The following is a 20,604-nucleotide window of genomic DNA, read 5'->3' on the forward strand; positions in this document are numbered from 1 at the left end:
CGGGATCAGAGGTCCGGTCGCTGTCTAGGCGACGATGATGGCCATGGCCTCGCGGCGGCGGACCGCAATCGTGATGCTGTCGACCCGCACGGCGATTGGGTCGCGCCCGACCAGCCCCTCGTGCAGGACCTCGACCCGGGCGCCCTCGACGAAGCCGAGCTCGATCAGGCGGCTCTCGAGCTCGATGTCGGAGAGCGCCGAGCCCGCCTCACGAGCGGAAAGATGCTGGATGACGCCGGTATAGCCGCGCTGGGCCAGACCCAGCGGCATGTGCGGGCGCGTGTCATTGGTGTCGGTCATGCCCTGTATTTTCAACGCAAGGCATTGAGGTCAAGCGCGCGCGCTCGCTGAAACCGCACCTTAGAGTGATTTTAAAGTGCAGATCGCGGAGCGCCGTCCAAGGCGCCCCGGCGGTTACTGGGCCGCGACCTTGTCCGGCTGGGGGGCCATGGCCCGGCTCTTGAAGTAGTCCAGGACGAACAGGCGGATCGCCGACGACAAATTGCCCTGCTGGCGGTTGTTGTCGATCTCACCGACCAGCTCGGACAACGTCATGTTGCGCAAGCCGGAGATCTCCTTCATGCCGTTCCAGAACGCCTCTTCCAGGCTGACGCTGGTCTTGTGCCCGGCGACGACGATCGACCGTTTCACGACGGGCGACTTCATGGCTGCTCCTCGCGATCGATCTGGTGCTGGTCCAACTGATGCTGGTCCAGATGCGCCTTCGCCTTGTCCGCGCGCGTCTCCTGCGCCGACCGTTCCGCCTTCGTGCGGCCGAACTTCGTCCGGTTGGCGTCCGCCTGCTTCGCCGAGGCTTCCCGTTCGGCGCGCTTCCTGAAACGATTCAGGTTGATGACGTTCCCCATGCCGCGTCTCCATCATCCGATCCTTTCCAGGCAGGATGAAACACTCAGAAACAGGGTGCCGCACTGCGCCCCACAAGACTTGATCGCCATTCGCTTGTCCTCGTCAATCGGCCTCTCGGGCCATCAAACGATGAATTTCGCCCCCGTCGAGGGGCGGAAGGGCTGCGTAGCACGCCGTCCTGCCGGAACATTGACGGTAATCAAATCCCGCCCCCAAAGCCGCACATTTCTAGGGCGCCGAGCGTCCGTATCATTACGGATGGCTATCGGAATTCGGAGTTCTATCCCGGGCTGGTCATCTTCTCGGGGCGGACCAGGCGATCGAACTCGTCGGCCGAGACGAAGCCGAGCCGCAGCGCTTCCTCCTTCAGCGTGGTGCCGTTGGCATGGGCCGTCTTGGCCACCTTGGCGGCGTTGTCGTAGCCGATCTTCGGGGCGAGCGCCGTCACCAGCATCAGCGAACGCTGCATCAGCTCACTTATGCGCTTTTCGTCGGCGCGGATGCCGCTCACGCAATGCTCGGTAAAGGATCGCGCGGCATCCGCCATCAGGCGGATCGAGTGCAGCATGTTGTAGGCGAGCACGGGCTTGTAGACGTTGAGCTCGAAATGGCCCTGGCTGCCGGCCACCGTGATCGCGGTGTGATTGCCGAACACCTGGCAGCACACCATGGTCATCGCCTCGCACTGGGTCGGATTGACCTTGCCCGGCATGATCGAGGAGCCCGGCTCGTTCTCCGGCAGGATCAGCTCGCCGAGCCCCGAGCGCGGGCCTGATCCCAGGAGGCGGATGTCGTTGGCGATCTTGAACAGCCCTGTCGCGACCGAGTTGATGGCGCCGTGCGCCAGCACGTAGGCGTCGTTGGAGGCCAGGGCCTCGAATTTGTTGGCGGCGCTGGTGAAGGGCAGCTTCGTGATCCCGACCACGTGCTTGGCGAAAAGCTTCGCGAAGCGCGGCTTCGAGTTGAGGCCGGTGCCGACGGCGGTGCCGCCCTGCGCCAGCGGATAGAGGTCCTTCACCGCGACGTTGAGCCGGGCGATGCCGCTTTCGACCTGCGCGGCATAGCCGGAAAACTCCTGGCCGAGCGTCAGGGGCGTGGCATCCTGCGTATGAGTCCGGCCGATCTTGACGATTTTTGCGAACGCTTTCTCCTTCTTGCGCAGCGCGCGGAGCAGCTCATCGAGCGCAGGAATGAGGTCGGCATTGATGCGGCTCGCGGCCGCGATATGCATCGCGGTCGGAAACGAATCGTTCGACGACTGGCTCATGTTGACGTGATCGTTGGGATGCACCGGCTTCTTGGCGCCGAGCTCGCCGCCGAGCAGCTCATTGGCGCGGTTTGCGATCACCTCGTTGAGGTTCATGTTGCTCTGCGTGCCCGAGCCGGTCTGCCACACGACAAGCGGGAAATGGTCATCGAGCTTGCCCTCGATCACTTCGCGCGCGGCGCGGATGATGGCGCCCGCGCGGCGCCGGTCGAGCAGGCCGAGCTCCAGGTTGGACTGCGCGGCCGCGAGCTTGACGATGCCGAGCGCGTGCACGAGCGAGATCGGCATGCGGTCGGTGCCGATGCGGAAGTTCTGGCGCGAGCGCTCGGTCTGCGCCCCCCAATAACGATTGGAGGGGACCTCGATGGGGCCGAAACTGTCGGTCTCGATGCGGGTGTCGGGGCGGGCAGTCTTCGATCGGTCAGTCTTCGAGCGGGCAGTTTTGGCCATGAGCACATCCATCCTGCCGCCCGAAATGCCGCGCGGCCGTTTCATGTGCTCTTCTATATAGACAGTTTGGCCGGGCGCGATGGCTCCGGCCCCAACCTAGATCATTTCTTGCGGAAACGATCGAGCCGCACGACTTCGGCGCCGCCCTGGTTCGGAGCCGCCGGCTCCTCCGTGCCTTCCGCCGTTTCAGGGGCAGGCGTCTGCACGGCGACGGCCGACGGCGCGGGAGCTGTCGGCAGCGTTTCGGGCGCGACCTCGGCGACGTCGGACGTGTCGAACTGCAGGCCGAATTTCACGGACGGATCGAGGAAGCTCTTGATGGCGCTGAACGGCACGATCAGCCGCTCCGGAATGCCGCCGAAGGACAGGCCGACCTCGAAGCGGTCCTCGAGCACGGTCAGGTCCCAGAACTGATGCTGCAGGATGATCGTCATCTCTTCCGGATATTGCGCCAGCAGCCGCGGCGACAGCTTCACGCCCTCGGCCTTCGACACGAAGGTGATGAAGAAATGGTGCTCGCCCGGCAGGCCCTGGGCCGCGGCATCGGTCAGCACCTTCCGCAGCACGCCGCGCAGCGCGTCGCGGGCCAGCACATCGTATCGGATATGATCGGTCGCCATGGTGGTCCTGTTGCATCCCCGAAGCCGGACCGTGCCGACCCGACTCGCCAAGCCGCAATAGTACCGCGCCTGACGGGTCAGCAGGAGTCCCCGCCGGGGAAGAAATCAAGAGTAAAGTGGAGGCTTCTGTTGCCAGGTGCCTCCGAACCCCGCCTAACGGAGCTTAACCCGTTAGGACTTTAAGATGGTCTTTCAAACTGCGTTACGCAGCCTGAGCAACCGGAGCAAAGTTGTCGTTGGCAACTATTGCAGTAGCCCGATAACGGCGGAACAATACCGGGAAAAAGTACGCCCTTTACGCCCTCGTCGATCCTATTTCGCCCCCGCCAAAGCCCGCTTCGGAATGACCCGTTGGTGGGCTTTGGTGGAGGCGCCGGGTACCGCCCCCGGGTCCGAATGGTTTATTGCGACGACCGTTTATTTCCATAGCCGGCGAACCGGCAGCCCCAATATAGGGCGCAAAGGGTTTGAAAAACAGGGGGTTTTGAACGTTCCCGCGCAGTTCCCTTGGGATAGGTTCCGGACGGAGGCGCGCCTGGCCTTAGCGACGTCGCGGTCGGCGTTCTAAGCTTCTGAGATGTCCGAGGATTCAGCACCGGCCGGCCGAGCGCCAGGCCTGTTGCTGCCGCCGACGCTGATCATGACGGTGCTTGCGATCATCTACGCCCGTTACGGCGACCTCGACGTGCTGCGCCGCAGCCTCGCCGGCATCTCCTGCGCGGCGGTAGGCCTCCTGATCGCAGTAGTGGTCCGCATGATGACGCCGCTGCTGAAGCGGACGGGTCCCCTCGCACTGATCCTGATGGCCGGCGTGTTTCTCGCCATCGGCGTGCTTCGCCTGCCGCTTCCGGCGGTGCTGCTGGTCGCGATCCTCGTCAGTGTCGGCGCCACTATTTTCCTGCGGCGGAAAGTAGCAGCATGAAGCTCGAGAATCCGATCTGGGCGCTGATCGCCACCTTTGGACTGGTGTCGCTGTTCGCGGTCGGCGGCGCCGCGGCGGCGCGATGCACCGCATCGCGGTCGTGGTGCATCACTGGATGACCGACAAGCAGTTCACCGACGCCTATGCGATCGCGCAGCTCTCGCCAGGTCCGAACCTGCTTATCGTGACCTTAATCGGCTATGCCGTCGCCGGCATCCCCGGCGCACTGGCGATGTGCCTGCCGACGGCGCTGCTTGCTTATTATGTCAGCCGCCTCCTGAATCGGCCCAGCAAATCGCGCTGGCCCGGCTTGATCCAGGCTGCACTGGTTCCGCTTTCGATCGGATTGATGGCGGCAAGTGCCTTGATCCTGGCCCAGTCGACCGATCGCACAATTGCTGCAGTGCTTCTGACCGCAATGGTTGCGGTGATCGCCGCGGTCTCGCGCATCAATCCACTCTGGCTTCTGCTCGCCGGGGGACTGTTGGGTTTTGCTGGCATTGTGTAATGAAAATCGCTAGGCAGTGATCCGGGCGGGGGACCCAGTTCCAGCCGATTTAGAACAACAGTGCTCGTGACTTACCGGTCGCGGAGGAGACATGCATGGCCGATACGATGGGCCACACGGCGACAGCCACCCGAAATACCCAGGTGGCGCTCGGCTTCTGTCTGCTGGCGATTGCGCCGCAGATTTTCGAATTCATCTGGTCGATAGGGACGATTTTCGGTTGGGGCGCGGGACGCGGCCCGGCCACGGTCGTGATCAGCCACGTCACCGCGTTGCTCGCCGGTGCGCCCAGTACGTTGATGGGAGCGGCCACCGGTGACACCAAGAAGGCGTCGTCCGAGGTGCTGCTGGCGCTGATCTATTCCTATCCGATCTTCGTGGTCGCGATCGTCACGCTGTTCATGACCATCAGGTCGGCGCAGGACTATGTCGGCGGGGTCATCCTGATGGCGCTGGCCCTGTTTGCGCTGTGGGCCTCGAGCGATCTGCAGGGGATGCGCGGCTTCTCCTTCGGCGCCGGCACCGCGCCGCGGATGTTCGGCGGACTGCTGGTCGCCTTGTCCGCCGGCATCGCCCTGACCGGACTTCTGACCGATGGGCCGACGATGGCCCATTACTCGTGGCGCGGGCCGCTGTTCGTGATGGCCGCGATCCTGTTCTTCGCGCTGGCGATCCGGCCGCTCGGCCTCGTGGTCACGGCCTTTGCGAGCTTCATGATCGCCGCGACGGGGTCGCATGAGACGCGCTGGCTGGAGGCCGCCATCGTCGGCGCCTGCCTGACGATCGGCTGCGCGATCCTCTTTCCCTACGTGCTCGGGTTGCCGATGCCGATGTACCCGCGTTTCATGATCCAGTGAGGGTGTGATGGATATCTTTGCCAACCTCGCTCACGGTTTTGCCGTCGCGCTGACCCCGATCAACCTGCTGATGTGCCTGATTGGCGCGCTGGTCGGCACCCTGGTCGGCGTGCTCCCGGGCATCGGCACCATCGCCACCGTCGCGATGCTGCTGCCGATCACCTTCGGATTGCCGCCGGTTGGCGCGCTGATCATGCTCGCCGGCATCTATTACGGCGCCCAGTATGGTGGCTCGACCACGTCGATCCTGGTCAATATTCCAGGTGAGGCGACATCGGTCGTCACCGCTATCGACGGTCACCAGATGGCCAAGCAGGGTCGTGCCGGCCCGGCGCTGGCGATCGCGGCGATCGGCTCGTTCTTCGCCGGCTGCGTTGCGACCGTGCTGATTGCCCTGCTCGGCGCGCCGCTGACCAAGCTCGCGCTGGCGTTCGGTCCGGCCGAGTATTTCTCGCTGATGGTGCTCGGCCTGATCTTCGCGGTCGTGCTGGCCAAGGGTTCGGTGCTGAAGGCGATCGCGATGATCGTGTTCGGCTTGCTGCTGTCGATGGTCGGCTCGGACATCGAGACCGGCGCCTCGCGCATGGCCTTCAACATTCCAGAACTCGCCGACGGCCTCGGCTTTGCGACGGTGGCGATGGGCGTGTTCGGCTTCGCCGAGATCATCCGCAATCTCGACCATGGCGCCGAGATGAACCGCGATCTCGTGCAGCAGAAGATCACCGGCCTGATGCCGACAAAGAAGGACCTGCTCGACTCGACGCCGCCGATCCTGCGCGGCACCGTGCTCGGCTCGATCCTCGGCATCCTCCCCGGCGGCGGCGCGGTCATCGCCTCCTTCGCGGCCTATACGCTCGAGAAGAAGCTCGCCAAGAACCCGTCGCGGTTCGGCCGCGGCGCGATCGAGGGCGTGGCGGCGCCGGAAAGCGCCAACAACGCTGCGGCGCAGACCTCCTTCATCCCGCTGCTGACGCTCGGCATCCCGCCGAACGCGGTGATGGCGCTGATGGTGGGCGCGATGACCATCCATGGCATCGTGCCGGGTCCGCAGGTGATGCAGAAGCAGCCCGACCTCGTCTGGGGCATGATCGCCTCGATGTGGATCGGCAATCTGATGCTGATCATCATCAACCTGCCGCTGGTCGGAATCTGGGTCCGGTTGCTTCGCGTGCCGTACCGGCTGATGTTCCCCTCGATCGTGATCTTCTGCGCGATCGGCATCTACTCGGTGAACAACGCGCCGGTCGACGTCATCCTTGCCGGCGTGTTCGGTCTCGTCGGCTACTGGCTGATCAAGCACGATTTCGAGCCGGCACCGCTGCTGCTCGGAATGGTGCTCGGACCGCTGATGGAAGAGAACCTGCGCCGTGCGCTGCTGATCTCGCGCGGCGACTGGAGCGTGTTCCTGACGCGTCCGCTGTCGGCGGTGCTGCTCGCGATCGCGGCGAGCCTGCTGCTGCTCACGGTGCTGCCTGTGTTGCGGTCGAAGCGGGACCAGGTGTTCACCGAGTCTGAGAACTAGGGGGCTCCTGCGTCGGCGCGCCGCATTCGGAAGTCGAATCGACTTGTGTTACGGCTTCGTGAAATGAAAATGCCGGCCTTTGGGCCGGCATTTTGCTGTGTCCAAGGGAACGACGGGGATCGACATGACCTTCATTCGCGCGCTCACGAGCGCATGTGCCGCAGCGCTCGCCTCGCTGTGCGCTTTTGTTGCGCCGGCTGAGGCGCAGACTTATCCTACGCGCAGCATCACCATGATCGTGCCGTTTGCGGCCGGCGGCCCGACCGACGTCGTCGCGCGCATCGTCACCGGGCATATGGCGCAGACGCTGGGACAGAGCATCATCATCGAGAACGTGGTCGGCGCCGGCGGCACCACCGCAACCACCCGCGCCGCGCGCGCGGCCAATGACGGCTATACGCTCATCACCGGGCATATGGGCACGCATGCCGCCTCGGTGCCGCTCTATCCGAAGCTCGCCTATCATCCCGAGAAGGACTTCGAGCCGATCGCGCTGCTCGCGGGCACCCCGATCCTGATCCTCGCGCGCAAGGACTTTCCGCCGAAGGATTTGAAGGAGTTCGTGGCCTATGTGAAGGCCAACGCCGAGAAGGTGAATGCTGCCCATGCCGGCGTCGGCTCGGTCTCGCACGTTTCCTGCGAGCTCCTGCACTCGATCCTCGACATCAAGCCGGTCGGCGTGCCCTTCAACGGCACGGGACCTGCGATGAACGCGCTGGTGGCGGGGCAGGTCGACTACATGTGCGACCAGATCGTCAACGCCGTGCCGCAGATCAATGCCGGGACCATCAAGGCCTATGCGATCGCAACGCCGGAGCGCAATCCGTCGCTGCCGAACGTGCCGACCACGGCAGAAGCGGGCCTGCCGAAATTCCAGGCCCAGGCCTGGAATGCGATGTTCGCGCCCAAAGGAACTTCGCCGGCGATTCTGGCCAGCCTGAACGCTGCGGCCAGCAAGGCGCTCGACGACGAGACCGTGAAGAAGCGCCTGCTCGAGCTCGGCAGCGTCATCCCGGGCCCTGCGGAGCGGACGCCGGAGGCGCTGGCCACCCTCGTCAAGAACGAGATCGCGAAATGGACCCCGGTGCTCAAGCCGGCAACTTAGGCAGTGCGATCAAGCCGATAGGGCAAGGGGCGGGACCTGGGTTCCGCCCCTTGTCGTTTGCGCCGGGACCACTCACTTTTCCGGGTATAATCGGAGCGGACAGCGAATCGCCGCTGTTGCAGCGCGGGGGCGGCCGCTAAGTTCGCCGCCTCCCCAAAGGCTCAGTCGCACATGCACCAGTATCAGGACCTGCTCGAGCGGATTCTTTCAGACGGCGCCGAGAAGACCGACCGGACCGGTACCGGCACGCTCTCGGTGTTCGGTCATCAGATGCGCTTCAATCTGTCGGCCGGCTTCCCGATGCTGACCACCAAGCGGCTGCCGCTGAAGGCGATCATCCACGAGCTGCTGTGGTTCCTGAAGGGCGACACCAACATCAAATATCTGCGCGACAACGGTGTCACCATCTGGGACGAATGGGCGGATGCCAATGGCGATCTCGGCCCGGTCTATGGCCATCAATGGCGCTCCTGGCCGGCGCCTGACGGCCGCAGCATCGACCAGATTGCGAACGTGGTCGACATGATCAAGCGCAATCCGGACTCGCGCCGCCTGATCGTCTCGGCGTGGAATCCAGCCGAAGTCGACAAGATGGCGCTGCCGCCGTGCCATTGCCTGTTCCAGTTCTACGTCGCAGGCGGCAAGCTGTCCTGCCAGCTCTATCAGCGCTCGGCCGACGTCTTCCTCGGCGTGCCCTTCAACATCGCCTCCTATGCGTTGCTGACCATGATGGTGGCGCAGGTCACCGGCCTGAAGCCCGGCGACTTCGTACATTCGTTCGGCGATACCCATCTCTATTCCAACCATCTGGAGCAGGCCCGGCTTCAGCTCACGCGCGCGCCGCGCGCGCTGCCGGTGATGCGGATCAATCCCGATGTGAAGGACATCTTCTCCTTCCGCTTTGAGGATTTCGAGCTCGTCGGCTACGACCCGCATCCGCACATCAAGGCGGAAGTCGCGGTTTAGCGCCGATGTCGCTCAACATCCGACGTGTGCGCCCGGGCGAAGCCGGGCTCGTTCTCGCTTTCATCCGAGAGCTCGCCGAATACGAAAAACTCTCGCACGAGGTCGAAGCGACCGAGGTCGACATCGCCGATGCGCTGTTCGGCGAGCGACCGCAACTCTATTGCGCGATCGCCGAGTGGAACGGCGAGCCGGTCGGCTTCGCGGTCTGGTTTACGAATTTCTCCACCTTCAGCGGCCGTCACGGGATCTATCTCGAGGATCTCTACGTGCGGCCGTCGCATCGCGGCAGGGGGCTCGGCAAGGCGCTGCTGGTTTATCTGGCCAAGGAATGCGCCGATAACGGCTGGTCCCGCCTGCAATGGGCGGTGCTCGACTGGAACGCGCCGTCGATCGCGTTCTACAAATCGCTCGGCGCGGTGATGATGGACGACTGGACGCTGTGCCGCGTCACCGGGCCGGCGCTGACGCGGCTTGCCGGGAGTGCGCCGTGATGGAGATCGTCTTCGTCGTTGCGATCGCGGAGAACGGCGTCATCGGTGCGGGCAACGCGATCCCGTGGCGATTGAAATCCGACATGGCGCGCTTCAAGGCGCTCACGATCGGCAAACCCGTGATCATGGGCCGCAAGACCTTTGAATCATTGCCCCGCCGTCCGCTGCCGGGCCGCACGAACATCCTTATCACGCGCGATGCGGGTTATCGCGCCAATGGTGCCATCGTCACGACGTCGGCCGCGGACGCCGACGCGGTCGCGCGCGGCGATGCCCTGCGGCGTTCGGTCACTGAGATCGCGGTGATCGGCGGCGCCGAGATCTTTCGGCAATGGCTCGATCGCGCCGATCGCCTCGAAATCACCGAAGTGCATGCGCGACCCGAAGGCGACACGTATTTCGACATCGACAAGGCGGAATGGGACGAGGTGAGACGTGTCCGCCATCCTGCCGCAGGCGAGGACAGCGCCGACTTCTCCTATGTGACATATCGTCGGCGGCCGCGCCATTAACCGCATTCGTCAATGTTTACATTGACTTTTTCGAGCCCGAGCATAGCTCGGAAGACGGGCACCGCTGCGTTGTAAGGGACTTGCCTGTCCCCTATAAAGCCGGACCGGACAAAGCGGGCGGGGGCAATTCCACCCTGCCGAGGAGAGCGTCGAATGCCGTGGAAGAATCAGGGCGGTGGCCCATGGGGCTCGGGTCCGAAGGGACCATGGGGCTCAGGCCCGCAACCGGTCGGGCCGAGGCCGCCGGATCTGGAAGACCTTCTGCGGCGCGGCCAGGACCGCCTCCAGCAGATCATGCCGGGAGGCTATTTCTCCGGCATCGGCATCACGCTGATCGTGCTGCTGATCGTCGCGTTCTGGCTGCTGTCGGGCTTCTTCCGCGTGCAGTCCGAAGAGCTCGGCGTCGTGCTGCGTTTCGGCAAGCATGTTCGCACCGTGCAGCCGGGCCTGAACTATCATCTGCCCTATCCGATCGAGACAGTGCTGCTGCCCAAAGCGCTGCGCGTCAACACCATTTCGATCGGCATGACGCTGATCGACGATCCGGCGCGGCGCGGCCGCTCCATTCGTGACGTGCCGGAAGAGAGCCTGATGCTGACCGGCGACGAGAACATCGTCGACGTCGACTTCACCGTGCTCTGGCGCATCAAGCCGGACGGCGTCGGCGACTTCCTCTTCAACATCCAGAATCCCGAGGGCACCGTGAAGGCGGTCTCCGAGAGCGCGATGCGCGAGGTGATCGGCCGCTCGCAGATCCAGCCGATCCTGACCGGCGCACGCAACGTCACCGAGCAGGGCGTGCAGGAGCTGATCCAGAGGACGCTGGACAGCTATGGCGCCGGCATTCAGGTCACCCAGGTGCAGATGCAGAAGGTCGATCCGCCGGCGCAGGTGATCGACGCGTTCCGCGACGTCCAGGCGGCGCGCGCCAATCTCGAGCAGTTGCAGAACGAGGCGCAGACCTACGCCAACCAGGTGGTGCCGCAGGCGCGGGGCCGCTCGGCCAAGATCCTGCAAGACGCCGAAGGCTACAAGGAGCAGGCGGTCGCCGAGGCCAAGGGCCAGAGCGCGCGCTTCCTGAAGGTGTACGAGGAATACAAGAAGGCGCCCGACGTGACGCGTGAACGGATCTATCTGGAGACGATGGAGCGCGTGCTCGGCGGCGCCGACAAGCTGGTCTATGACGGCGGGCCCTCGGGCCAGGGCATCGTGCCCTATCTGCCGCTCGGCGAACTGACGACCAAGCGGCCGCCTACCACCGGTCCGCAGTCGAGCGGAGGCAACCGATGAGGTCCCCGGTCACAGGTTTCGTCACGCTGGTTGGGCTCCTGCTGGTCGTGATCGTCGGCTACATGTCGCTGTTCACGGTGCAGCAGACCGAGCAGACCATCGTGCTCCAGTTCGGCCGGCCCGTCGACGTCGTCACCGCACCCGGCCTGCACTTCAAGGCGCCGTGGAATTCGGTGATCAACATCGACAAGCGGATCCTCGATCTGGAGAACCCGTCGCAGGAAGCGATCGCCTCCGATCAGAAGCGGCTCGTGGTCGACGCCTTCGCGCGCTACCGCATCAAGGATGCGCTGCGCTTCTATCAGAGCGTCGGCTCGATCCAGGCTGCCAACATCCAGCTCACCACGCTGCTGAACGCGGCGCTGCGCCGCGTGCTGGGCGAGGTCTCCTTCATCAACGTGGTGCGCGACGACCGCGAGAAGCTGATGCAGCGCATCCGCGACCAGCTCGATCGCGAGGCCGATGGCTACGGCATCCAGGTCGTCGACGTCCGGATCCGCCGCGCCGATCTGCCGGAGCAGAACAGCCAGGCGGTCTATCTGCGCATGAAGACCGAGCGCGAGCGCGAGGCGGCCGAGTTCCGCGCGCAGGGCGGCCAGAAGGCCCAGGAGATCAGGTCCAAGGCCGATCGTGAGGCGACCGTCATCGTCGCCGAGGCGAATTCGCAGGCCGAGCAGACCCGGGGCGCCGGCGATGCCGAGCGCAACCGCCTGTTCGCCGAAGCTTACAGCAAGGATGCCGACTTCTTCGCCTTCTACCGGTCAATGACGGCTTACGAGAACGGGCTGCGTTCGAACGACACCCGCTTTCTGCTGCGGCCGGACTCGGATTTCTTCCGGTACTTCAGTAACCCGTCCGGCAAGACGGCGACCGAGACGCCGGCGAAGCCGTAAGCTAGACAAAGGGCGGCGGATCTCGCCGCCCTTCGTCCAGACAAGAACAGCATAACGGGAGGTTCCAATCCGATGAGGTCCATTGCGTTCGCCGACTTCCTCATCGGCTTGGGCATCCTGTTCGTGCTGGAAGGCTTGATGTTCGCGGCAAGTCCCAACTGGATGCGCAAGGCCATGAAGAGCGCCATCGCCACGCCGGACAACATCCTGCGGGCGGTCGGGATCGGTTCGGCCATCGTCGGCCTGGTCCTGATCTGGGTCATGCGGCGCCCCATTTAGGCGGCGTGCCAACGCCAAAGTGAAGGCGAGAGACCGGTTTTCGCCGTATTATCGGGGTGTTGAGGCCCATTAACCTGCGCGCTTGCGCCGTCCCCCCGTCAAGCGCAGTCTGGCGCCGAATCCCTCTCTCTGGAGATCACAATGACCGCTGCCACCATTGCCCCGTCCCGCTCGCGACTTGGTGTGCGAATTGGGCTGGCCGCGCTCGCCGTCGCTGCTGTCAGCGCGTTCGGCTCGCCGGCTTATGCGCGCGGACCGGAGGGCATCGCCGACGTCGCCGAGAAGGTGATCGACGCGGTCGTCAACATCTCGACCTCACAGACCGTCGAGGCCAAGGGCGGCGGCAGCAACGCCATGCCGCAATTGCCGCCCGGCTCGCCCTTCGAGGAGTTCTTCGACGACTTCTTCAAGAACCGCAAAGGTCCGGGCGGCAGCAGCAAGGGTGGCGAGCGCGGCGACGGCGGCCCGCCGCCGCGCAAGACCAACTCGCTCGGGAGCGGTTTCATCATCGACACATCGGGCGTCGTCGTCACCAACAACCACGTCATCGCGGATGCCGACGAGATCAACGTCATCCTCAACGACGGTACCAAGATCAAGGCCGAGCTGGTCGGTGTCGACAAGAAGACCGACCTTGCAGTCTTGAAGTTCAAGCCGACCAAGCCGCTGGTCGCGGTGAAGTTCGGCGATAGCGACAAGCTGCGTCTCGGCGACTGGGTGGTCGCGATCGGCAACCCGTTCAGCCTGGGCGGCACGGTGACGGCCGGCATCGTCTCGGCCAAGAACCGCGACATCTCCTCGGGTCCCTATGACAGCTACATCCAGACCGATGCCTCCATCAACCGCGGCAATTCCGGCGGTCCGCTGTTCAACCTCGATGGCGACGTCATCGGCGTCAACACGCTGATCATCTCGCCCTCGGGCGGCTCGATCGGCATCGGCTTCGCGGTGCCGTCGAAGACGGTTGCGGGCGTCGTCGACCAGCTCCGTCAGTTCGGCGAGCTGCGCCGCGGCTGGCTCGGCGTGCGGATCCAGAGCGTCACCGACGAGATCGCCGAGAGCCTCAGCATCAAGCCGGCGCGCGGCGCGCTGGTTGCGGGCGTCGACGACAAGGGCCCGGCCAAGCCGGCCGGCATCGAGCCGGGCGACGTCGTCGTCAAGTTCGACGGCAAGGACGTCAAGGATCCGAAGGACCTGTCCCGCGTCGTCGCCGACACGGCGGTCGGCAAGGAAGTCGACGTCATCATCATCCGCAAGGGCAAGGAAGAAACCAAGAAGGTCACCCTCGGCCGCCTCCAGGATCCAGAGAAGGTGCAGGCCGCGGTGAAGACCGACGAGCCCGCGTCCGAGAAGCCGGTGACGCAGAAGGCGCTCGGCCTTGATCTTGCGGCGCTGAACAAGGATCTGCGCAGCCGCTACAAGATCAAGGAGAGCGTCAAGGGCGTGGTCGTCACCAATGTCGACGCGAATTCCGACGCCGCCGAGAAGCGCCTCTCCGCCGGCGACGTGATCGTCGAGGTCGCGCAGGAGGCCGTCTCCAGCGGCGCCGACATCCAGAAGCGGGTCGACCAGCTCAAGAAGGACGGCAAGAAGTCGGTGCTGCTGCTGGTGTCGAACGCCGACGGCGAGCTGCGGTTTGTGGCGCTGAGCGTGCAGTAGTCGCTGGCCGGTGCCGTAGGGTGGGCAAAGCGACTTGTCCGCCGTAGCTCGAAGAGCGAAGGCGGAAGCGTGCCCACCACCTGTCGCCGTCGGAGAAAGATCGTGGGCACGGCGCTTTGCGCCTTTGCCCACCCTACGGCCGCTGAGCATGCGGCAAGAGGCTACCCCTCCACGAACTCGTCCCGCCGATACCCCTGCGCATACAGCAGCGCGGTGAGGTCGCCGTGATCGATCCGCGCCGCCGCAGCCGCCGCTACGGCCGGCTTGGCGTGATAGGCGACGCCCAGCCCCGCGGCCTGGATCATTGCGAGATCATTGGCGCCGTCGCCGACCACGACCGAATCGATGTCGTCGAGATCGAACGACTCCATCAGATCCACCAGCGTCGCGAGCTTCGCCGCGCGCCCCAAAATCGGCTCCTTCACCTCGCCGGTGAACTTGCCGTCGCGCACGACCAGCTCGTTGGCACGGTTCTCCTGGAAGCCGATCTTGGCGGCGACCGCGGTCGTGAACAGCGTGAAGCCGCCGGAGACGAGGCAGGTATAGGCGCCGTGCTTGCGCATGGTCGCGACCAGTTCGCGGCCGCCCGGGGTCAGCGTGATGCGCTTGGCCAGCACCTCATCGACCACGCCGGCGGGCAGGTCCTTCAGCAGCGCGACGCGCTCGCGCAGTGCCGGCTCGAACTCGATCTCGCCGCGCATGGCGCGTTCGGTGATGGCGGCCACGTGGGCCTTCATCCCGACGAGATCGGCAAGCTCGTCGATGCATTCCTGGCCGATCATGGTGGAATCCATGTCGGCGAGAAAAAGCTTCTTGCGCCGGGCGCCGACTGGCTGCACGACGATGTCGACGGGCAGGTCGCCGCGAAGCTCGCGGAGCCGCTGCTCGATGGCGTGACGGTCGGCTTCGAGGTTACTGTCGGCGCCGAAGGGAATGTCGACCGCAACCCCGTCGAACAGCCAGTGCGCGGGAGCTGCCTGGGGCAGCACGGCGCGGGCGCCATCGACGATGGTGGAGTCGAGCGCGGGATTGTTGGGATTGCAGATCAGCGTGGCGACGAGGGACATTTGAGGTTTTCGTGAGCGAGGGGCAAGTCAGCAGAAGCCATGTTGGCAAGGCCGTGCTTATCGCAGGCCCGACCGCCAGCGGCAAGTCGGCGCTGGCGCTGGAGCTTGCCCTCAGCACGGGCGGGGTCGTCATCAATGCCGATTCCATGCAGGTCTATCGTGACCTGCGCATCATCACGGCGCGCCCCACACAAAGCGAGGAAGCGCGCGCGCCGCATCGCCTGTACGGTCATGTCGATGCAGCCGTGAATTTTTCGGCCGGTGCCTGGGTGAGTGATGCCGCCAAGGCGCTCGACGAGGCAAAAGCGGAAGGCCGTCTGCCGATCTTCATCGGCGGCACCGGGCTCTATTTCAAGGCACTGACGGCGGGGCTCTCCGTGGTGCCGCCAATCCCTGCCGAGGTGCGCGAGGACGTGCGCGCGCGGTTGGAACGCAACGGCGTCGAGGCGCTCCACGCGGAACTGGCGCGTCGCGACCCCAGTGCGGCCGAGCGATTGAACCTGCGTGACCGCACCCGGATCGCGCGCGCGCTCGAAGTGGTCGAGGCGACCGGCCGCTCGCTGCTCGACTGGCACCAGGAGGGCCAGCCGCCGCTGCTGCCGAAGGACAGTTTTCGCGCGATATTTCTCGCACCCGAACGGGACGAGCTCTATGCCCGTATCGATGCCCGCTTCGATGCCATGCTGGGCGCCGGTGCGTTGAAGGAGGTCGAGCAGCTCGTCGCCAGAAACCTCGATCCGCTGCTGCCGGCGATGAAGGCTCATGGCGTGCCGGCCCTGATCCGGCATCTGCGCGGTGAGCTCAGCCTGGAGCAGGCCGCCACCACCGGCCGCGCCGACACCCGCCACTACGCCAAGCGGCAATTCACCTGGTTCCGGCACCAGTTGCCGGAGTTCGAATGGGTGAAGCCCGGGGAGGCGAGGGGATGGCTCGCCGCCATTGTGAACGCGGCCCGCGACCCCGCCTGAGGCGCTTTTTCCGTCCGGGTTCCCGAATTTACCTCTCGCCGAACCCGGGGAACACCGCTACACTTGCCAAAATCGCGCGGGACGGCCGCATCGCCTTGACATCCGGGCTTTGGCCGCTATGTTTCGCGCAACCTTTGGGAAGCCGGGCGCCCGCCATGCGTAACATTATTACCAAACTCCTTATCGCCGTCGTACCCAGGCACACCGCCGGGGGTGGCTAGCTGCCACCCACATGACAGGCGGTGTGCTGGGCCCTCTTCGGGGCCTTTTTTATTTCCCGAACCAGACACGAACGAAGCCGCTGACAACAGCGCATCCGGAGCAAGCCAATGAGCGACAAGAGCCACGATCCGAACCAGATGACCGGCGCTGCGATGATCGTTCGCGCGCTCATCGATCATGGCGTGACCGACATTTTCGGCTATCCCGGCGGCGCGGTGCTTCCGATCTATGACGAGATCTTTCAGCAGAGCGAGGTCCAGCACATCCTGGTCCGCCACGAGCAGGGCGCCGGCCACGCCGCAGAAGGTTATGCGCGCTCGACCGGCAAGCCGGGCGTTGCGCTGGTGACCTCCGGCCCCGGTGCCACCAATATGGTGACGCCGCTCACCGACGCGCTGATGGATTCGATCCCGCTGGTCTGCATCTCCGGCCAGGTGCCAACGCATCTGATCGGCAACGACGCGTTCCAGGAATGCGACACCGTCGGCATCACGCGTCCCTGCACCAAGCACAATTGGCTGGTGCGCGACGTCAACGATCTCGCCAAAGTGCTGCACGAAGCTTTCTACGTCGCGACCTCCGGCCGTCCCGGCCCGGTGCTGGTCGACGTCCCCAAGGACGTGCAGTTCGCGACCGGCACCTATCATCCGCCGCGCAAATCCGACGTGCACCGCTCCTACGCGCCACGCGTGAAGGGAGATGCGACGCAGATCCGCAAAGCCGTCGCACTGCTGGCCCATGCCAAGCGCCCCGTGATCTACAGCGGCGGCGGCGTCATCAATTCCGGCCCCGAGGCGACCAAGCTGCTGCGCGAGCTGGTCGAGGTCACCGGATTCCCGATCACCTCGACGCTGATGGGCCTCGGCGCCTATCCGGCGTCGGGCAAGAATTGGCTCGGCATGCTCGGCATGCACGGCACCTATGAAGCCAATATGACGATGCATGATTGCGACGTCATGCTGTGCGTCGGCGCGCGCTTCGACGACCGCATCACCGGCCGCGTCGATGCGTTCTCGCCGGGCTCGAAGAAGATCCATATCGACATCGACCCATCCTCGATCAACAAGAACATCCGCGTCGACGTGCCGATCATCGGCGACTGCGGCAACATCCTCGGCGACATCCTCCAGGTGTTCAAGGCCGAGGCGAAGAAGCCCGACATCAAGGCGTGGTGGCAGCAGATCGCGCAGTGGCGCGCCCGCAACTCGCTCTACTACCGGAAGAGCAACGAGGTGATCCTGCCGCAGCACGCGATCCAGAGCCTGTTCGAGGCGACGCGCGGCAGGGATACCTACATCACGACGGAAGTCGGCCAGCACCAGATGTGGGCGGCGCAGTTCTTCGGTTTCGAGGAGCCGCATCGCTGGATGACCTCGGGCGGTCTCGGCACCATGGGCTACGGCCTGCCGGCGGCGGTCGGCGTGCAGGTCGCCCATCCCGACAGCCTCGTCATCGACATTGCGGGGGATGCCTCGGTGCAGATGACGATGCAGGAGATGTCGACGGCGGTTCAGTACGAGCTGCCGATCAAGATCTTCATCCTCAACAACCAGTACATGGGCATGGTGCGGCAGTGGCAGCAGCTGTTGCACGGCAACCGCCTGTCGCATTCCTACTCGGAGGCGCTGCCGGATTTCGTCAAGCTCGCAGAAGCCTATGGCGGCGTCGGCATCCAGGTCCACAAGCCCGGCGATCTCGACGGCGCCATCCAGGAGATGATTTCGGTCAAGCGCCCGGTGCTGTTCGACTGCCGCGTCGCCGCGCTCGAAAACTGCTTCCCGATGATCCCCTCGGGCAAGGCGCACAACGAGATGCTGTTGCCGGAGCAGGCCAACGACGAGGCCACCGCCAAGGCGTTCGCCGGCGGCAAGGCGCTGGTGTGAGGCCATGTTCGACCTGACCGAGCTCGAGCGCGCACATGCGATCGTGGGGCAGGCGGTGCCGGCAACGCCGGCGCACGCCTGGCCTTTGCTCGCCGAGCGGCTCGGCGCGCAGGTCGTGGTCAAGCACGAGAACCACACGCCGATCGGGGCTTTCAAGGTGCGCGGCGGGCTGGTCTATCTCGAGCGGCTGAAGCGCGAGCAGCCGAATATTCCCGGCATCATCTCGGCGACGCGCGGCAATCACGGCCAGAGCCTGGCGTTCGCGGCGAGCCGCCACGGCGTGCCCGCGCTGATCTACGTGCCGCGCGGCAATTCGGCCGAGAAGAATCGCGCGATGAAGGCCTTTGGCGCCGAGCTCGTCGAGCATGGCGAGGATTTCCAGGCCGCGCGTGAGGAAGCCGAGCGCCGCGCGCAGTTTGCCGGGCTCCATATGGTGCCGTCGTTCCACCCCGACCTTGTGCTCGGCGTCGCCACTTATGCGCTTGAGCTGTTCAAGGCCGCGGCGGACCTCGACATGCTCTATGTGCCGATCGGGCAGGGCTCCGGCATCTGCGGCTGCATCATGGCGCGCGACCTGCTCGGCCTGAAGACCGAGATCGTCGGCGTGCAGTCGACCGAAGCTCCGTCCTACGCGCTGTCGTTTGCGGCCGGCAAGATCGTGACGACCGAAACCAGCAACACGCTCGCCGACGGCATGGCGACGCGCATTCCGGACGCGGAGGCATTCACGCTGATCCGCAAGCGTGCCTCACGCATCGTAGAGGTCACCGACGCTGAGGTCGCGGCCGCGATCCGTGCGCTCTGGACCGACACGCACAATCTCGCCGAAGGCGCGGGAGCAGCCGCGCTCGCCGCGGCGCTTCAGGAAAAGAGCAAGTTGAAGGGCAAGCGCGTCGGTCTCGTGCTGTCCGGCGGCAATATCGATTTCGATCTGTTCCGCCGTTGGGTCGGGACGGACGCGTCAGCGATGGCGTGAGGAAGAGACAAGAGGGGACGACAATGAACCAGCCCGCATCCGCCTACTTCATCGAGGATCGGCACGATCCCAACGAGACGCATACGCTCTCGGTGCTCGTGCAGAACGAGCCGGGCGTGCTCGCGCGCGTCATCGGCCTGTTCTCGGGCCGCGGCTACAACATCGAGAGCCTCACGGTCTCGGAGACCGAGGCCCAGAAGCACCTGTCGCGCATCACCATCGTCACGACGGGTACGCCGATGGTGATCGAGCAGATCAAGCACCAGCTCGACCGCATGATCCCGGTCTACCGGGTCGTCGACATGACCCAGACCAAGCGTTCGATCGAGCGCGAGCTGGCGATGGTGAAGGTGCGCGGGCAGGGCGAGCATCGGGTCGAGGCGCTCAGGCTCGCGGATGCGTTCCGCGCCCGGGTGATCGACGCCACGACCGAGAGCTTTGTGTTCGAGATCACAGGCAATACGGACAAGATCAATCAATATATCGACCTGATGCGCCCGCTCGGCCTCGTCGAGGTGTCGCGCACCGGCGTTGCCGCGATCGGCCGCGGGCCTGAGGGGATGTGAACCATGCTGGCGCGCGACTGGTACTATAACGAGCGGAACCGGATGGGGATCGAGCCCGCGGTGGCCTCGATCTACGACGCCCACGACGATGCCGATCTGCGGGCGCGCGCCGCGCTGAAAATGCTGGGAGTCCAGCGCGGCTGGCGCATCGCCGACATCGGCTGCGGCAACGGCGTTCTGGCGACCGAAGCCGCACTGCTGGGCGCGGAGGTGGACGCCATCGATATCTCGCCGGCAATGCTGGCGCTTGCCGAGATCTACGCGCGTGATCGCAAGGCGCCCGTGCGCACACAGTCCGCCGGCCTGCTCAGCTTCGCCTATCGGCCGGAATCCTACGACCTGATCGTCAGCGAATTCACGCTGCACCACCTGCCGGATTTCTGGAAGGCGGTGGCGATGTCGCGAATCTATCGGGCTCTGAAGCCGGGCGCGAGCTTCTATCTGCGCGACATCGTCTATGCCTCCATGCCCGACGCGATCGAGCGCGACGTCGAGCAATGGGCCGACTACCAGATCAAGAACCACGATTTTTCGCGCGAAGGCGTCGTCACGCATATGCGCGACGAATACTCCACCTTCGGCTGGGTGATGGAGCGGATGCTGACCGACGTCGGCTTCACGCTGGTCTCGGCCGATTACCACGCACCGATGCACGGCACCTATCTGCTGCGCAAACCAAGAGCCGGCGAGCAAGGCTAGACGACAACAACAGGG

General features: G+C 64.9%; 22 protein-coding genes, 1 other RNA gene and 1 pseudogene. 17 read left to right on the forward strand and 7 right to left on the reverse strand.

Annotated elements, in window-relative coordinates:
* Positions 1 to 24: 24 nt before the first annotated feature.
* From A3AS_RS0121885 to ssrA, 6 genes are all read right to left on the reverse strand, one after another.
* Positions 25 to 300, reverse strand: coding sequence for a FeoA family protein (locus A3AS_RS0121885; RefSeq protein WP_018319701.1), 276 nt, complete (start codon positions 298 to 300; stop codon positions 25 to 27).
* A gap of 114 nt (positions 301 to 414) precedes the next feature.
* A complete protein-coding gene (locus tag A3AS_RS0121890) occupies positions 415 to 666 on the reverse strand; it encodes a ribbon-helix-helix domain-containing protein (protein WP_018319702.1) in 252 nt (83 codons plus the stop codon).
* A complete protein-coding gene (locus tag A3AS_RS0121895) occupies positions 663 to 866 on the reverse strand; it encodes a DUF4169 family protein (RefSeq protein ID WP_018319703.1) in 204 nt (67 codons plus the stop codon). Before A3AS_RS0121895 ends, A3AS_RS0121890 begins: the two co-directional genes overlap by 4 nt.
* A 281-nt stretch (positions 867 to 1,147) precedes the next feature.
* Positions 1,148 to 2,596, reverse strand: a complete 1,449-nt coding sequence (gene fumC, locus A3AS_RS0121900) for a class II fumarate hydratase (protein ID WP_020508718.1) — start codon at positions 2,594 to 2,596, stop codon at positions 1,148 to 1,150.
* Between the two features lie 89 nt (positions 2,597 to 2,685).
* The gene (locus A3AS_RS0121905; RefSeq protein WP_018319705.1) at positions 2,686 to 3,204 is read right to left on the reverse strand and encodes an SspB family protein; all 519 of its coding nucleotides are present in this window, start codon (positions 3,202 to 3,204) and stop codon (positions 2,686 to 2,688) included.
* Between the two features lie 115 nt (positions 3,205 to 3,319).
* Positions 3,320 to 3,685, reverse strand: a transfer-messenger RNA (tmRNA) gene (gene ssrA / locus A3AS_RS44640).
* 96 nt (positions 3,686 to 3,781) lie between these two features.
* Between ssrA and A3AS_RS43695 the strand changes: the two genes are divergently transcribed.
* From A3AS_RS43695 to A3AS_RS0121965, 12 genes and pseudogenes are all read left to right on the forward strand, one after another.
* Entirely contained in the window at positions 3,782 to 4,126 is a 345-nt protein-coding gene (locus A3AS_RS43695) for a chromate transporter (RefSeq protein ID WP_018319707.1), read from the forward strand.
* Positions 4,123 to 4,634, forward strand: a pseudogene (locus A3AS_RS0121915) (chromate transporter). Before A3AS_RS43695 ends, A3AS_RS0121915 begins: the two are co-directional and overlap by 4 nt.
* A gap of 95 nt (positions 4,635 to 4,729) precedes the next feature.
* Positions 4,730 to 5,491: a tripartite tricarboxylate transporter TctB family protein gene (locus A3AS_RS0121920; protein WP_018319708.1), complete on the forward strand. Its 762-nt coding sequence runs from the start codon at positions 4,730 to 4,732 to the stop codon at positions 5,489 to 5,491.
* 7 nt (positions 5,492 to 5,498) lie between these two features.
* The gene (locus A3AS_RS0121925; protein ID WP_026202241.1) at positions 5,499 to 7,013 is read left to right on the forward strand and encodes a tripartite tricarboxylate transporter permease; all 1,515 of its coding nucleotides are present in this window, start codon (positions 5,499 to 5,501) and stop codon (positions 7,011 to 7,013) included.
* A 124-nt stretch (positions 7,014 to 7,137) separates the two neighbouring features.
* A complete protein-coding gene (locus A3AS_RS0121930; protein ID WP_018319710.1) occupies positions 7,138 to 8,118 on the forward strand; it encodes a tripartite tricarboxylate transporter substrate binding protein BugD in 981 nt (326 codons plus the stop codon).
* Between the two features lie 171 nt (positions 8,119 to 8,289).
* Entirely contained in the window at positions 8,290 to 9,084 is a 795-nt protein-coding gene (locus tag A3AS_RS0121935) for a thymidylate synthase (RefSeq protein WP_018319711.1), read from the forward strand.
* A 5-nt stretch (positions 9,085 to 9,089) separates the two neighbouring features.
* Positions 9,090 to 9,575, forward strand: coding sequence for a GNAT family N-acetyltransferase (locus A3AS_RS0121940; RefSeq protein WP_018319712.1), 486 nt, complete (start codon positions 9,090 to 9,092; stop codon positions 9,573 to 9,575).
* The gene (locus tag A3AS_RS0121945; RefSeq protein ID WP_018319713.1) at positions 9,575 to 10,087 is read left to right on the forward strand and encodes a dihydrofolate reductase; all 513 of its coding nucleotides are present in this window, start codon (positions 9,575 to 9,577) and stop codon (positions 10,085 to 10,087) included. Before A3AS_RS0121940 ends, A3AS_RS0121945 begins: the two co-directional genes overlap by 1 nt.
* Before the next feature lie 153 nt (positions 10,088 to 10,240).
* On the forward strand, positions 10,241 to 11,377 hold the full coding sequence (gene hflK / locus A3AS_RS0121950; protein WP_018319714.1) for an FtsH protease activity modulator HflK: 1,137 nt from the start codon (positions 10,241 to 10,243) through the stop codon (positions 11,375 to 11,377).
* On the forward strand, positions 11,374 to 12,270 hold the full coding sequence (gene hflC, locus A3AS_RS0121955; protein WP_018319715.1) for a protease modulator HflC: 897 nt from the start codon (positions 11,374 to 11,376) through the stop codon (positions 12,268 to 12,270). Before hflK ends, hflC begins: the two co-directional genes overlap by 4 nt.
* A gap of 72 nt (positions 12,271 to 12,342) precedes the next feature.
* Positions 12,343 to 12,549, forward strand: coding sequence for a DUF2065 domain-containing protein (locus A3AS_RS0121960; RefSeq protein ID WP_018319716.1), 207 nt, complete (start codon positions 12,343 to 12,345; stop codon positions 12,547 to 12,549).
* 141 nt (positions 12,550 to 12,690) lie between these two features.
* Positions 12,691 to 14,208: a Do family serine endopeptidase gene (locus A3AS_RS0121965; RefSeq protein ID WP_018319717.1), complete on the forward strand. Its 1,518-nt coding sequence runs from the start codon at positions 12,691 to 12,693 to the stop codon at positions 14,206 to 14,208.
* Between the two features lie 161 nt (positions 14,209 to 14,369).
* Here the strand turns inward: A3AS_RS0121965 and serB are convergent, their stop codons facing one another.
* Positions 14,370 to 15,275: a phosphoserine phosphatase SerB gene (gene serB, locus A3AS_RS0121970; protein ID WP_018319718.1), complete on the reverse strand. Its 906-nt coding sequence runs from the start codon at positions 15,273 to 15,275 to the stop codon at positions 14,370 to 14,372.
* Between the two features lie 11 nt (positions 15,276 to 15,286).
* On the opposite strand from serB, the gene miaA reads away from it, so the two are divergent.
* The 5 genes from miaA (at position 15,287) to A3AS_RS0121995 (ending at position 20,589) form a co-directional block, all read left to right on the forward strand.
* Complete coding sequence (miaA, locus tag A3AS_RS0121975) at positions 15,287 to 16,243, forward strand: tRNA (adenosine(37)-N6)-dimethylallyltransferase MiaA (protein WP_018319719.1); 957 nt, start codon at positions 15,287 to 15,289, stop codon at positions 16,241 to 16,243.
* A 329-nt stretch (positions 16,244 to 16,572) separates the two neighbouring features.
* Positions 16,573 to 18,348, forward strand: a complete 1,776-nt coding sequence (locus tag A3AS_RS0121980; protein WP_018319720.1) for an acetolactate synthase 3 large subunit — start codon at positions 16,573 to 16,575, stop codon at positions 18,346 to 18,348.
* Between the two features lie 4 nt (positions 18,349 to 18,352).
* Positions 18,353 to 19,324: a threonine dehydratase gene (locus tag A3AS_RS0121985; RefSeq protein ID WP_018319721.1), complete on the forward strand. Its 972-nt coding sequence runs from the start codon at positions 18,353 to 18,355 to the stop codon at positions 19,322 to 19,324.
* Between the two features lie 23 nt (positions 19,325 to 19,347).
* Positions 19,348 to 19,890, forward strand: a complete 543-nt coding sequence (gene ilvN / locus A3AS_RS0121990) for an acetolactate synthase small subunit (protein ID WP_011089241.1) — start codon at positions 19,348 to 19,350, stop codon at positions 19,888 to 19,890.
* A gap of 3 nt (positions 19,891 to 19,893) precedes the next feature.
* Positions 19,894 to 20,589 carry a class I SAM-dependent methyltransferase gene (locus A3AS_RS0121995; RefSeq protein ID WP_018319722.1) on the forward strand — a complete coding sequence of 232 codons (696 nt, stop codon included), beginning with the start codon at positions 19,894 to 19,896 and terminating at the stop codon, positions 20,587 to 20,589.
* Positions 20,590 to 20,604 lie beyond the last annotated feature (15 nt).

It is taken from the genome of Bradyrhizobium sp. WSM2793 (assembly GCF_000379585.1).
In the GTDB taxonomy this organism is placed as follows: domain Bacteria; phylum Pseudomonadota; class Alphaproteobacteria; order Rhizobiales; family Xanthobacteraceae; genus Bradyrhizobium.